At 71.6% G+C, this 12182-nt stretch carries 12 protein-coding genes; 5 read left to right on the top strand and 7 right to left on the bottom strand.

Annotated features, from left to right (window positions below):
• Positions 1-299 precede the first annotated feature (299 nt).
• Positions 300-770: a DUF5709 domain-containing protein gene (locus tag ACGFT2_RS01195; protein WP_393272201.1), complete on the top strand. Its 471-nt coding sequence runs from the start codon at positions 300-302 to the stop codon at positions 768-770.
• A 41-nt stretch (positions 771-811) separates the two neighbouring features.
• Entirely contained in the window at positions 812-1075 is a 264-nt protein-coding gene (locus ACGFT2_RS01190) for a type B 50S ribosomal protein L31 (RefSeq protein ID WP_393272199.1), read from the top strand.
• Positions 1076-1319: 244 nt separating this feature from the next.
• Here the strand turns inward: ACGFT2_RS01190 and ACGFT2_RS01185 are convergent, their stop codons facing one another.
• Positions 1320-2114 (bottom strand): metal-dependent hydrolase, encoded by a 795-nt coding sequence (locus ACGFT2_RS01185; RefSeq protein ID WP_393272197.1) that lies wholly within the window; start codon positions 2112-2114, stop codon positions 1320-1322.
• 144 nt (positions 2115-2258) lie between these two features.
• On the opposite strand from ACGFT2_RS01185, the gene ACGFT2_RS01180 reads away from it, so the two are divergent.
• Together ACGFT2_RS01180 and ACGFT2_RS01175 are read left to right on the top strand one after the other, a co-directional pair.
• Complete coding sequence (locus ACGFT2_RS01180) at positions 2259-4772, top strand: DEAD/DEAH box helicase (protein ID WP_393272195.1); 2514 nt, start codon at positions 2259-2261, stop codon at positions 4770-4772.
• A 19-nt stretch (positions 4773-4791) separates the two neighbouring features.
• Positions 4792-5658 (top strand): acyl-CoA thioesterase, encoded by an 867-nt coding sequence (locus tag ACGFT2_RS01175; protein ID WP_393272193.1) that lies wholly within the window; start codon positions 4792-4794, stop codon positions 5656-5658.
• Here ACGFT2_RS01175 and ACGFT2_RS01170 read toward each other — a convergent pair.
• Entirely contained in the window at positions 5645-6643 is a 999-nt protein-coding gene (locus ACGFT2_RS01170) for a DUF6397 family protein (protein WP_393272192.1), read from the bottom strand. The two genes, ACGFT2_RS01175 and ACGFT2_RS01170, sit on opposite strands and share 14 nt — an antisense overlap.
• Positions 6644-6781: 138 nt before the next feature.
• Positions 6782-7195, bottom strand: a complete 414-nt coding sequence (locus ACGFT2_RS01165; protein ID WP_393272191.1) for a roadblock/LC7 domain-containing protein — start codon at positions 7193-7195, stop codon at positions 6782-6784.
• A gap of 92 nt (positions 7196-7287) precedes the next feature.
• Here ACGFT2_RS01165 and ACGFT2_RS01160 point away from each other — a divergent pair, with 92 nt between their 5' ends.
• Positions 7288-7716: a PPOX class F420-dependent oxidoreductase gene (locus ACGFT2_RS01160; protein WP_393272189.1), complete on the top strand. Its 429-nt coding sequence runs from the start codon at positions 7288-7290 to the stop codon at positions 7714-7716.
• An 8-nt stretch (positions 7717-7724) separates the two neighbouring features.
• Here ACGFT2_RS01160 and ACGFT2_RS01155 read toward each other — a convergent pair whose 3' ends face one another.
• From ACGFT2_RS01155 to ACGFT2_RS01140, 4 genes are all read right to left on the bottom strand, one after another.
• Positions 7725-8327, bottom strand: coding sequence for an ATP/GTP-binding protein (locus ACGFT2_RS01155; protein ID WP_393272187.1), 603 nt, complete (start codon positions 8325-8327; stop codon positions 7725-7727).
• Between the two features lie 229 nt (positions 8328-8556).
• On the bottom strand, positions 8557-8967 hold the full coding sequence (locus ACGFT2_RS01150) for a DUF742 domain-containing protein (RefSeq protein WP_393272185.1): 411 nt from the start codon (positions 8965-8967) through the stop codon (positions 8557-8559).
• Between the two features lie 19 nt (positions 8968-8986).
• On the bottom strand, positions 8987-9424 hold the full coding sequence (locus ACGFT2_RS01145) for a roadblock/LC7 domain-containing protein (protein WP_393272184.1): 438 nt from the start codon (positions 9422-9424) through the stop codon (positions 8987-8989).
• Complete coding sequence (locus ACGFT2_RS01140) at positions 9421-12180, bottom strand: nitrate- and nitrite sensing domain-containing protein (RefSeq protein ID WP_393272182.1); 2760 nt, start codon at positions 12178-12180, stop codon at positions 9421-9423. The genes ACGFT2_RS01145 and ACGFT2_RS01140 overlap by 4 nt, the downstream gene beginning before the upstream one ends.
• Between the last annotated feature and the right edge of the window lie 2 nt (positions 12181-12182).

Raw genomic sequence — 12182 nt, 5'->3', positions numbered from 1 at the left:
GAACAGGCACCGCAACGCCGGACTCCAGGGCGGAGAACAGGCACCGCCACGCCGGACTCCAGGGCACCGACTCGCACCGACTCGCACCGCCACGCAGGGCCGCAGGGCACCGGTGCGGAGCGCGGCCGGGGCGCGTGCCGTTGCGCGGTCCCGAGCCGGGGTGGAAATCTGGAGAGGGGCACCGGCGTGGGAAACACCGGCGGACCGATCGGCTCGCCCGGCCTGCCCGCGCTGGATGCGCCTACGGCCCGCAGCCCGCCCCGGCGGTACGCGGCCGTCCTCATCACCTGGAGGTACTCGTGGACAGCTCCGACGGTTGGGGGGACGACGTCTACCAGCCCGATCCCTCGGAGATCGCGGAAGACTCGGGAGTGCTCGACGTCGAGGACACGCTGGACTTCGACGGCGTCACCGACCCCCTCGACCGCGGCTGGTCCCCTCCCGAACGGCCGTGGGCGGTGGATCACGTCGGCGTGACGGCGGCCGAACGGCAGGCGGGCGAGTCCCTCGACCAGCGGCTCGCCGAAGAGCTGCCCGAGGCGGTTCCGCTCGCCGGCGACGGTATCGGCGACTGCGACGGCACCGACGGCGAACTCCTCGACAACGAGGTCGGCAATCTCCGCTCCGGCCGGCTGGTGGCTCCCGACGAGGGGGCACACGAGGACGAGGAGGCCGCACTCGTCGCCACCGACGTCGGCATCGACGGGGCCGCGGCCGCCGCGGAGGAGGCAGCGGTGCACATCGTCGACGAGGACTTCCTCTCCGGCTGACCCGCCCGCCCCTGCCCGACCACCGTGCGTGAGGAGCCGCCATGCAGCAGGACAAGCACCCCGACTACCACCCCGTGGTCTTCCGTGACCGCGCCGCGGGCTACGCGTTCCTCACCCGGTCCACCGCGCGGAGCGACCAGACCATCGAGTGGGACGACGGCCAGAGCTATCCGGTGATCGAGGTGGAGATCTCTTCCGAGAGCCACCCCTTCTACACCGGCAAGGCCCGCACGGTGGACACCGAGGGCCGCGTCGCCCGCTTCGAGCGCCGTTACAGCGGGACGGATGCGGGCGAGACGACCTGACGCCAGCCCCTAGGCCCCGCCCCGCCCCGCCCCGCCCCGCGCCGAAGCGTGGCGGGTGCCGGGCCCGACGGGTGCCGTGCAGGAGGGGTGCGGGGCAGGACGGGGCCGGGCTGGACGGGGCCGGCACCGGGCAGGGCGGCGGGTGCCTGGCAAAGCGGGTCGAGCGCCCGGCAGGAGGGTGCGAGCGCCGGGCGGGACATGCCCCGGGCGGGCGACGCGCCCCGGTCCGAGCGGGCGGGCCGGCTCAGATCACGTTGAGCGCCGCCGCGCAGCCCACGCCCCCGGCCAGCATGAACACCGGCATCAGCACCTTCAGCTCCACCCAGCTGCCGGCCCGGAACCGCATCGGCTTCGGCGGCCCCAGCGCGTACCAGCGCTTGCGGCCCACCGGGATCGGCCACAGGATCGGGCAGCCGGACACGGTCAGCGCGTCCCCGATGTCGTGCACCAGCGCACCGAGCACGACCGGCAGCCCCAGCCACAGGTACTCCTGTCCGGGCGCCGTGAACAGCCAGTCCGAGCCGTTGCCCGGCTTGTCCAGCACCCCTGCGAGGATCCACGCGCTGGTCGCCGCCAGCAGCCATACCAGCACGTCGCTGCTGGAGCCGCGCGCCGCCCGCCACAGCAGGCCCTCGATCGCGAGCACCATGTGCACGAACAAGATCGCCAGCACCGCCCAGCGACCGCCGGAGATCGCCGCCCCGGAGCAGCCGGCACCGATCACGACCGCCCACAGCCAGGTGTGCGTCAGGGTCCGGTGACCTCCGGACCTGCGCGGGTCGCCCTGCTTCCTGGTCGCCTTGTAGACGGCGTACGACAGCTTGTCGACGATCTCGCAGATCCAGCGGGAGATCGGCCCGAAGGCGCGGGAGATGGTGGCGGCCTTGTGGTCCAGGTCCGGGGCGAGGGCGGCGCCGGCGCAGATCAGGGAGCCGACCAGGAGGACCGGCCAGGGCATCGGGTGCCCGGCCGCGGCGGCTGCTGCCCCCACGCCCAGCCAGGCCGCGGCCCCGGAGAGTGAGTGTGCTGGTCCCATCATGGCCGCTTCCCGCCCCATTCCTCGTGTGCCGCTGTCCAGTTGACCTGGTGCGCCGACGTGCGCCGGCGACACAGCGTATCGGTCATGATCTTCGTACTCGCAGCCGATTCCCCTCCCGGGGACAAGGGCAGGCAAGATGGGGGCGTGACCCTCATCGATCAGCTCCCGCCGACCGCCGACCCCGACGCCCTGTACGAAGCCTTCGAGTCCTGGGCGCAGGAACGCGGTCTCACCCTCTATCCCCATCAGGAGGAGGCGCTGATCGAGGCGGTCTCGGGGGCGAACGTGATCGTCTCTACGCCCACCGGGTCCGGCAAGAGCATGATCGCCGCCGGTGCGCACTTCGCCGCGCTGGCCCGGGACGAGGTCACCTTCTACACGGCCCCGATCAAGGCGCTGGTGTCGGAGAAGTTCTTCGAGCTGTGCAAGCTCTTCGGCACCGAGAACGTCGGCATGCTCACCGGCGACGCCTCCGTGAACGCCGACGCCCCCGTGATCTGCTGCACCGCCGAGGTGCTGGCCTCGATCGCGCTGCGCGACGGCAAGCACGCCGACGTCGGCCAGGTCGTGATGGACGAGTTCCACTTCTACGCGGAAGGCGACCGCGGCTGGGCCTGGCAGATCCCGCTGCTGGAACTGCCTCAGGCCCAGTTCATCCTGATGTCGGCCACGCTCGGTGACGTGTCCTTCTTCGAGGAGGACCTCGCCCGCCGGACCGGCCGCACCACCTCGGTGGTCCGGTCCGCGACCCGCCCGGTCCCCCTCTCCTACGAATACAAGCTGACCCCGCTCACCGAGACGCTCACCGAACTGCTGGCGACGAAGCAGGCGCCCGTCTACATCGTGCACTTCACGCAGGCCCAGGCCGTGGAACGGGCACAGGCGCTGATGAGCATCAACATGTGCTCGCGCGAGGAGAAGGACCAGATCGCCGAGCTGATCGGCAACTTCCGCTTCACCACCAAGTTCGGCCGCAACCTCTCCCGTTACGTCCGGCACGGCATCGGCGTCCACCACGCCGGCATGCTGCCCAAATACCGGCGTCTGGTGGAGAAGCTCGCCCAGGCCGGCCTGCTCAAGGTCATCTGCGGCACGGACACCCTCGGTGTGGGTGTCAACGTGCCCATCCGGACCGTGCTGTTCACGGCCCTGACCAAGTACGACGGCAGTCGCGTGCGTACCCTGCGCGCCCGTGAGTTCCACCAGATCGCGGGCCGCGCCGGCCGGGCGGGCTTCGACACGGCCGGGCTCGTCGTCGCGCAGGCGCCGGAGCACGTGATCGAGAACGAGAAGGCCCTGGCGAAGGCGGGCGACGACCCGAAGAAGCGCCGCAAGGTGGTGCGCAAGAAGGCACCGGAGGGCTTCGTCGGCTGGACGGACAACACCTTCGAGAAGCTGATCGGGTCGGAACCGGAGCCGCTCACCTCGCGGTTCAGGGTCACGCACACGATGCTGCTGTCGGTGATCGCGCGTCCCGGCAACGCCTTCGAGGCGATGCGGCACCTCCTGGAGGACAACCACGAGCCGCGCAAGCAGCAGCTGCGGCACATCCGGCGGGCCATCGCGATCTACCGCTCGCTGCTCGACGGCGGGATCGTGGAGAAGCTCGACGAGCCGGACGCCGAGGGCCGTATCGTCCGGCTCACGGTCGACCTCCAGCAGGACTTCGCGCTCAACCAGCCGCTGTCCACGTTCGCGCTCGCCTCGTTCGAGCTCCTCGACCCCGAATCGCCGTCCTACGCACTCGACATGGTGTCCGTGGTCGAGTCCACCCTGGACGACCCGCGGCAGATCCTCGCCGCCCAGCAGAACAAGGTGCGCGGCGAGGCCGTCGCGGCGATGAAGGCGGACAGTGTCGAGTACGAGGAGCGCATGGAGCGCCTCCAGGACATCACCTACCCGAAGCCGCTGGAGGAGTTGCTCTTCCACGCGTACGACACCTACCGCAAGAGTCACCCCTGGGTCGGTGACCACCCGCTGTCGCCGAAGTCGGTCGTCCGGGACATGTACGAGCGGGCCATGTCGTTCACGGAGCTGGTGTCCTTCTACGAGCTGGCGCGCACCGAGGGAATCGTGCTGCGCTACCTCGCCAGTGCCTTCAAGACCCTCGACCACACCATCCCGGACGATCTGAAGTCGGAGGACCTGCAGGACCTCATCGAGTGGCTCGGCGAGATGGTCCGCCAGGTCGACTCCAGCCTGCTGGACGAGTGGGAGCAGCTCGCCAACCCCGAGGAGATGACGGCCGAGGAGGCCCGGGAGAAGGCGGACGAGGTCAAGCCGGTCACCACCAACGCGCGTGCCTTCCGGGTCCTCGTCCGCAATGCGCTGTTCCGCCGCGTGGAGCTGGCCGCGCTGGACCATGTCGAGGAACTGGGCGAGATGGACGCCGAGTCCGGCTGGGACGCCGACGCGTGGGGCGAGGCGATGGACAAGTACTGGGACGAGTACGACGACCTCGGCACCGGACCCGATGCCCGTGGCCCCAAGCTGCTGGTGATCAAGGAGGAGCCGGAGAACGGCCTCTGGCGCGTCCGCCAGATCTTCGACGACCCGAACGACGACCACGACTGGGGCATCAGCGCGGAGATCGACCTCGCCGCCTCGGACGCCGAGGGGCGTGCGGTCGTCCGCGTCACCGACGTCGGTCAGCTGTGAGCACAGGAGTATCCCACCGATGACGAACCCGGCCGAAAAGCTGGTCGACCTGCTCGACCTGGAGCAGATTGAGGTCAACATCTTCCGTGGCCGAAGCCCGCACGAGTCTCTGCAGCGGGTCTTCGGCGGCCAGGTCGCGGGCCAGGCGCTCGTCGCCGCCGGTCGCACCACGGAGGGTGACCGCCCGGTGCACTCGCTGCACGCGTACTTCCTGCGCCCCGGGCGTCCCGGCGTACCGATCGTGTACCAGGTCGAGCGGGTCCGCGACGGCCGGTCGTTCACGACCCGCCGGGTCACCGCCGTGCAGCAGGGCCGCACGATCTTCAATCTCACCGCCTCCTTTCACAAGCCTGAGGAAGGACCGTTCGAGCACCAGCTGCCGCCGGCCCGTGAGGTGCCGGACCCGGAGTCGCTGCCGACGGTGACCGAGGAGATCCGCAAGCATCTGGGCACGCTGCCGGAGCAGTTGGAGCGGATGGCGCGCCGCCAGCCCTTCGACATCCGGTACGCGGACCGGCTGCGCTGGACCGCCGAGGAGATCGAGGGCGCCGAGCCGCGCAGCGCCGTGTGGATGCGGGCGGTGGGACCGCTCGGCGACGACCCGCTGGTCCACACCTGCGCGCTCACCTACGCCAGTGACATGACCCTCCTGGACGCGGTCCGCCTTCCGATCGAACCCCTCTGGGGTGCGCGGAACTTCGACATGGCCTCGCTCGATCACGCCATGTGGTTCCACCGGCCGTTCCGCGCGGACGAGTGGTTCCTGTACGACCAGGAGTCACCGATCGCCACCGGCGGGCGTGGTCTGGCCCGCGGGCGCATCTACGACCTGCACGGGCGTCTGCTCGTCTCGGTCGTTCAGGAAGGGCTCTTCAGGCCCCTGTAGGGGCCTGCCGTGTGCTTCTGCGCCGCAGCCAGGCCCGCATTCCGCGCGTGGGCCGCTGCCGGCCCTGTCCGGCGCCGGCGTCCCGTGCCGTGACGGCCGGGCCCGGACGCCGACCCGGCTGCGTGGCACGCGTGACCGTGCGTGTCAGCGGCGCGATCGGCCTTGCCGCCGCCCGCACCACCGGTCCCGCGTGGCGGACCGCCGGTCGGGGGGCGGGGGTGAGCGTGCGGGCCTCCTCGACGGCGCGGACCAGTTCTCCGCGCAGCCACTCGATCTCGTCCCCGTCGTGCGCGGTCATGATCCGCTCGGCAAGGTGGGCGGAGGGTGACCCGGGCGCCCCCTGGCCGGGCGGTGCGGGACGGAAGCGGTTCAGGCAGGCGCGCTCGGACGGGTCCTCGACGACGTCGGCGATCTCGGCGGGCGCCAGGAGGGCGGCCAGGGAAGCGGCTCGGGCCCAGGGGTCTTCGGCCTGCCGGAGCAGGAATCCGAGGTGCCGGCCGCGCCAGTTGCGGGCGCGCAGGTCCACTCTCGCCTCCAGCTGGCCCCGCAGGGTCTCGGGCGTACGTCCCTTGAGCAGATGGGCGTTCTCGGCGGCCGCGGTGAAGTCGCGCAGCTCTTCCGCCAGATAGAGCCAGACCACGGCCCGGTAGCGGTTCAGGTACCACTTCGCCGGCACAATCAGGCCCAGACGCGCGAGCCGGGTGAACCGGCCGGCCGGGATCTCCATGAGAGCGGCACCCTCCACGGTCCCCACGACCCGCACCCGGTCCCGGAGGGCCCCGGGGAAGCCGTCCTGGGCGCGGAGCCGGTCGATCTCCGTGCGCTCCACCCGCCGGCCTCCTCCCCCGCCCTCGTCGGGCACGGTCCGGATCCGGCCGAGCTGCACGGCGAGATCGAACTCCCCTCGCTTCAGTTCCAGTTCACGAGCGGCGCGCCCCGGTGCGCAGGTGAGGGGGCGAGGTGGTCCGAAGGTGATTGCCGACATGGTCGTAACTCCCCCGTGGAGTCGGTGGCTGACGCCCTGTGCGTTCGCCGTGCACCCACCGTAGCCAATGCCCCGCAACTCGTGGCGAGCCTGTGGACAACTCCACGGGATGCCGGAGAACCTCGGGAAAGGCGCAGCTCAGAGGTCTGTCGAGGGGGATCGCTCGGGTTGTCTGGCATCGACGCCGAGGTGTTCGCCGACGCGGTTGACCAGCAGGGTCATCTCGTAGGCGATCTGCCCGATGTCGGCTTCCGCCCCGCTGAGCACGCACAGACAGCTACCCGTGCCCGCCGCGGTCACGAACAGCACCGCGTCGTCGTACTCGATCATGGTCTGGCGCACTCTGCCCGCGCCGAAGTGGCGTCCCGAACCCTTGGCCAGGCTGTGCAGTCCGGACGCCACGGCGGCCAGATGCTCGGCGTCCTCGCGACGCAGGCCCGTGCTCGCACCCGTGACCAGGCCGTCGTTCGACAGCACCAGCGCGTGCCGCACGTGGTCCACCCGCTCGGTCAGATCGTCCAGGAGCCACCCGAGTCCCTGGTTCTGCGCCATGTCCGTCTCCCCGTGTGACGTCTCCCCCTGACAGGAGCAACTCTCCGCCAGCCTTCCCCACGACCGGCGTCCGGGCAAGCAGGATGGGGGGCATGGCAGAGAAGATGACCGACGAGGAATGGCGGGCGTTCGTCTCGGAGGGCACCCGCACCGCCAAGTTGTCCACCGTTCGCGCCGATGGGAGCCCTCATGTCGCGCCGATCTGGTTCTTGCTGGACGGGGACGAACTGGTCTTCAACACGGGCAAGGACACGGCGAAAGGGCGCAATCTGGCCCGTGACGGGCGGGTCGCGTTGTGCGTGGACGACGACCGGCCGCCGTTCCACTTCGTGGTGCTGAACGGTCGCGCCCGGCTGTCGGAGGACCTGGACGAGGTGCGAAGGTGGGCCACCCGGATCGCCGGACGGTACATGGGCGAGGACCGCGCCGAGGAGTACGGCGCCCGCAACGGCGTGCCGGGTGAGCTGCTGGTCCGCGTGACCATCGACAAGGTGGTGGCCGTCAAGGATCTGGCGGCCTGAGCCGCCCGTCAGCCGACCGAGTCGAGGAGCCGGGCGGTGTGCATCCGCCCGGCGTACTCGATGAGCCGGATCAGCACCTCCTTGCCGGAGTCCCGGTCGCGCGCGTCGCACAGGACCACCGGTGTGCCGCGGTCCAGGTCGAGAGCCCTCGCCACGTCGTGGGCACCGTGGCCACGGGCCCCCGCGAAGCAGTTGACGGCCACCACGAACGGGATGCGCCGGTGCTCGAAGTAGTCGACGGCGGGAAAGCAGTCGTGCAGGCGCCGGGTGTCCGCGAGAACGACCGCACCGAGCGCCCCCTGGGACAACTCGTCCCACAGGAACCAGAAGCGGTCCTGTCCCGGCGTGCCGAACAGGTACAGGGACAGGCCCGAGCGGATGGTGATGCGCCCGAAGTCCATGGCGACGGTCGTGGTGACCTTCCGGTCCACGCCGTGGGTGTCGTCCACCAGTTGGCCGGCCTCGCTGAGCACTTCCTCGGTGCGCAGGGGGCGGATCTCGCTCACCGCCCCGACCAGGGTCGTCTTGCCGACCCCGAATCCGCCGGCGACCAGTATCTTCAGCGCCAGGGCGGAAGAGTCGCCCGTGGCGTCGGAGTGCTCGGAGACCATGATCACTTCTCTCGGGAGGGCCGGCTGCGGTCGACGTGGGGGTGCTCCGGGGATGGCGTCAGCATCATGGCAACCGGGACACACCTTCGGGCGGTTGGACCGGAATGCACCTGATGTGACCGACTGGGGCCCGGTCGGTGACACATCCCGTACGGTTCGGGGCGCGGCGCGGAGCACTCCGGATTCCGGACGTTCATCTAGAGGGCTCGCAGTCCCGCGATACGTTCATCTAGAGCGCTCGCAGTCCCGCGATGACCTCGCGCAGGATCCGCTCGTCGGGCAGGCGCGCCGGCGGCACGGGAAGGCTGATGCTGACGCAGCCCAGCTCGAGGAGGTCCCCGAGCAGCACCCTGACCACGCCCACGGGCAGGTCCGCGTCGGCGGCGAGTTCCGCGACGGACTGTGTCTCCGTGCGGCACAGCTCGATCAGAGTCCTGTGTTCGGGGCCGAGCGCGGTGTCACCGGCCTGCGGGCCGGCGGGTTCGAGAGTGACGAGCGCGATGAGGTCGAGGCGCACTCCGGTGGGGCCGGACTGGGTGCGGCCGCCCGTCATGGCGTACGGGCGGACCAGAGGTCCGGCCTCGCCGTCGTACCACTGGCTACCCGGCTCCCACGGTCCGCCGGCCGAACTCCCGGTCATCGGTGCCGCCTTCGCCGGCTCATCCGGCGGCCGGTGGCCGGGCCGAGAGCCGCGGCGGCGTGTAGAGGTGCTCCCCGACCCGCTTGACCAGGCGCGCCATCTCATAGGCGACCAGCCCGACATCGGCGGTGACCGCGGTCAGGACTGCCAGGCAGGAACCGTCGCCGGCGGCGGCCACGAAGAGGAACGCGTCGTCCATCTCGACCATGGTCTGACGCACACCGCCCGCCCCGAAGTGCCGCCCGGCGCCCTTGGCCAGGCTGTGGAAGCCGGAGGCGACGGCCGCCAGGTGTTCGGCGTCCGCCCGGGCCAGATCGCCGGAGGCGCCGGTGGCCAGGCCGTCATTGGACAGCACGACGGCGTGCCGCACCTCGTGCACCCGCGTGACCAGGTCGTCGAGCAACCAGTCCAGTTCGCCGGATCGCCGTCCGGCGCCCGGGTTCGGTTCCTGCATCATGCGGGATCTCCTTCACTGCTGTGACTGCCCTTGTCACCGTCCGGTTCGCCGCCGCGGCCCGGTGGCCGGCCGCCGCCGCGCGTCCAGCCGTCGCGGTAGGCCGTCATGCGCTCGCGTACGAGTTCTGGAGTGCGCCGGTCGTCGGCGCGCCGCTGCGGCTCCGGCTCCGTCTCTTCGGCACGCCGCCGACGGAGTTGCGGGGCGAGACTGGCCTGCCGCACCCGGCGCGGCAGGTCTTCGGAGTGCTCGGGGCCGCTCGGGGGACGGTGCGGCCTCAATGTGGTGACTCCGGGGGGCGGGGCGTCGTTCGACGTGCCGTGCGGTGTGGGCTCGGTGGCGGTGTGGTGAGGACCGGGCGTGGTGGCCGGGAGAGCGGGTTGGTCCGGCAGGGAGGATCGGTCGGACGGGGAGGACCGGCCCGGCAGGGAGGACCGGTCCGGAAAGGTGGGTCGGTCCGGAAAGGTGGGTCGGGCCGGAAAGGTGGGTCGGTCCGGCAGGGTGGGTCGGTCGGACGGGGAGGACCGGTCCGGCCGTGTGGCGACGGCTCGCCGCGGCACCGCGACGGGTTCCAGCGGAACGGCGGCGGGCTCCTGCGGCACCGCGACGGATTCCGGCGGTCTGACGACGGGTTCCGGCGGCGCGAACTCGTCGGGCACGCACGCGTGAACGTGTTCCTGCTCAAAGAGTCCTCGTTCGGGCCGTCGGGAAGAACGTTCCGTCGAGCCGCTGTGCAGCAGAGCGGTCGGCACCAGGATGACGGCGGTGGTGCCTCCGTAGGGGGAAGTCCGCAGATGCACCTTGATGTCGTGCCGGGAGGCGAGCCTGCTGACCACGAAGAGTCCGAGCCGGTCACTGTCGAAGAGGTCGAGGGATTCGGACTGTTCGATGCGCCGGTTGGCCTCCGCGAGGGTGTCGGCGCCCATGCCGAGTCCCCGGTCCTCGATCTCCAGGGCGTAGCCGTTGCCGACTGGTTCGCCGGTGACGCCCACGCGCGTGTGGGGTGGCGAGAACTGGGCCGCGTTCTCGACCAGTTCGGCCAGCAGATGGGTGAGGTCGGCGACCGCCGCCCCGATGACGTGCGCCTCGGGGAGCTGCCGCACCTCCACGCGTGCGTAGTCCTCGACTTCCGACACTGCGGCGCGAACGACGTTCGTCAGGGACACCGGCAGGCGCCAGGCCCGGCCGGGAGCCGAGCCGGAGAGGATGATGAGACTCTCGGCGTGGCGGCGCATCCGGGTGGTGAGGTGGTCCAGACGGAACAGGTCGCTCAGTTCGTCGGGATCGTCCGAACGCCGTTCCATGCTGTCCAGGAGGCTGAGCTGACGGTGGACCAGTACCTGGCTGCGGCGGGCCAGATTGACGAAGACCCCGGAGATGCCGCTGGCCAGTTCCGCACGCTCCACGGCGGCGCTCAGGGCGGCGCGGTGCACGGTGGTCAGGGCTTCCGCGACCTGTCCCGCCTCGTCCTCGGCGGGTGGTCCGGCGGGCGCCTCGGACCTGATGTCGATCTCCTCGCCCGCGCGCAGTCTCCTCATCGCTTCGGGGAGTTTGCGCCGGGCGATCTCCAGGGCGTCGTTGCGCAGGCTGACGAGTTCGACCACGAGCGCGCGGCCGATGCGTACGGAGATGACGAGCGAGGCGGCGACAGCGGCGAGGCCGAGGAGCACGGCGGCACCCTCAGCGCTGAGCAGACCGCGGGTCACCGGGTCGGCGCGGCCGGCGACGGCACGCCCCGTGGCCGCCTCGATGGTCCGCATTCCGTCCTGTACGCGCGCGTGGGCGACGCTCCAGGTGGCCGGCGGTGCCGCCGCGGACGGCCTGGCGGCGAGAATGCTGTCCTCGGCCGCGCCGAGCGCGCCGTAGGAGCGGTCTGCGGCCAGCGCGTGCCAGGCGGCACGCTGTGCGGCGGGCAGATCGGCGACGGCCGTCTCGGTCAGGGCACGGCGTGTGGCGACGGCGGAGGCGAACAGCCGGAGTCGCTCGCCCCCCAGGCCGCCGGCGGTCCGCGCGCTGCCGAGTACGGCGTCCTCCTGGGCCAGTGCCTCACCGGCCCGGGCGAATTCGAGCAGCACGCGGGCGTCGGAGCCCATATCCGCCTGCTGGACGCCGCTGAGGGCGCCGTCCACGGCGAAGGCTCCCCCGATCGCCTTCGTGTACTGCGTGTACGCCGCGTCCCAGCCGGCCGTGCGGTCGAGCACGGCCGTCCGCAGCGGACGCAGGCGTTCGGCACCGGTGACGAAGGCGTCGAGCCGCGCCGAGACGCCGCCCGGCAGTTCCTGGCCGTCGGCGACCGTACTGTCGTCGCCGAGCCGCAGCTCGGCCACCGCCCGGTCGGTACGGGCCGCCAGGCGTTCCAGGTCGCCGCGGTCCACGGTCCCCGGAGCGCCGGCGTAGCGCACGGCCGCACCGCGCTCGGCCTGCAGTGCGGCGACCGCCGCGGTCACCGGGGTGCGCAGTTCCGCCTCGACCCGCTGGGACTGGCGCAGCCGGGCGATGTCCTGAGCGGTGCTGACGGTGGCGTAGGCCCACAGGGCGAGGAGCGAGACGACGGGCACCATCAGCAGGCTGACCACCTTGGCGCGCACCGTACGAGGACGCAGCCGCCGACGGCTCCTCCGCGTAGGTGCCGTGGTCCGCGCCGTGCCGACGGGGGCGTCGTCTGCGCCTTCCTGCGCCGGGGGTCCTGCGTGGGCGCGGCGGCCGCGCGGATGCCGCGCCGCGGAGCCGGCTTCCTGGGGTGTACGGGGTGGGCGCATGG

The organism is Streptomyces sp. NPDC048514 (assembly GCF_043199955.1).
In the GTDB taxonomy this organism is placed as follows: Bacteria; Actinomycetota; Actinomycetes; order Streptomycetales; family Streptomycetaceae; genus Streptomyces.
Note: the sequence above shows the minus strand (reverse complement) of the source record. Positions and strands in the feature narration are given on the sequence as shown.

What these genes read in the sequence shown, in the direction of transcription:
- ACGFT2_RS01140 (WP_393272182.1), bottom strand. Translation starts at nt 12,180, where the DNA reads ATGCGCCCACCCCGTACACCCCAGGAAGCCGGCTCCGCGGCGCGGCAT.
- ACGFT2_RS01190 (WP_393272199.1), top strand. Translation starts at nt 812, where the DNA reads ATGCAGCAGGACAAGCACCCCGACTACCACCCCGTGGTCTTCCGTGAC.
- ACGFT2_RS01175 (WP_393272193.1), top strand. Translation starts at nt 4,792, where the DNA reads ATGACGAACCCGGCCGAAAAGCTGGTCGACCTGCTCGACCTGGAGCAG.
- ACGFT2_RS01150 (WP_393272185.1), bottom strand. Translation starts at nt 8,967, where the DNA reads ATGACCGGGAGTTCGGCCGGCGGACCGTGGGAGCCGGGTAGCCAGTGG.
- ACGFT2_RS01165 (WP_393272191.1), bottom strand. Translation starts at nt 7,195, where the DNA reads ATGGCGCAGAACCAGGGACTCGGGTGGCTCCTGGACGATCTGACCGAG.
- ACGFT2_RS01145 (WP_393272184.1), bottom strand. Translation starts at nt 9,424, where the DNA reads ATGATGCAGGAACCGAACCCGGGCGCCGGACGGCGATCCGGCGAACTG.
- ACGFT2_RS01160 (WP_393272189.1), top strand. Translation starts at nt 7,288, where the DNA reads ATGGCAGAGAAGATGACCGACGAGGAATGGCGGGCGTTCGTCTCGGAG.
- ACGFT2_RS01155 (WP_393272187.1), bottom strand. Translation starts at nt 8,327, where the DNA reads ATGGTCTCCGAGCACTCCGACGCCACGGGCGACTCTTCCGCCCTGGCG.
- ACGFT2_RS01185 (WP_393272197.1), bottom strand. Translation starts at nt 2,114, where the DNA reads ATGATGGGACCAGCACACTCACTCTCCGGGGCCGCGGCCTGGCTGGGC.
- ACGFT2_RS01170 (WP_393272192.1), bottom strand. Translation starts at nt 6,643, where the DNA reads ATGTCGGCAATCACCTTCGGACCACCTCGCCCCCTCACCTGCGCACCG.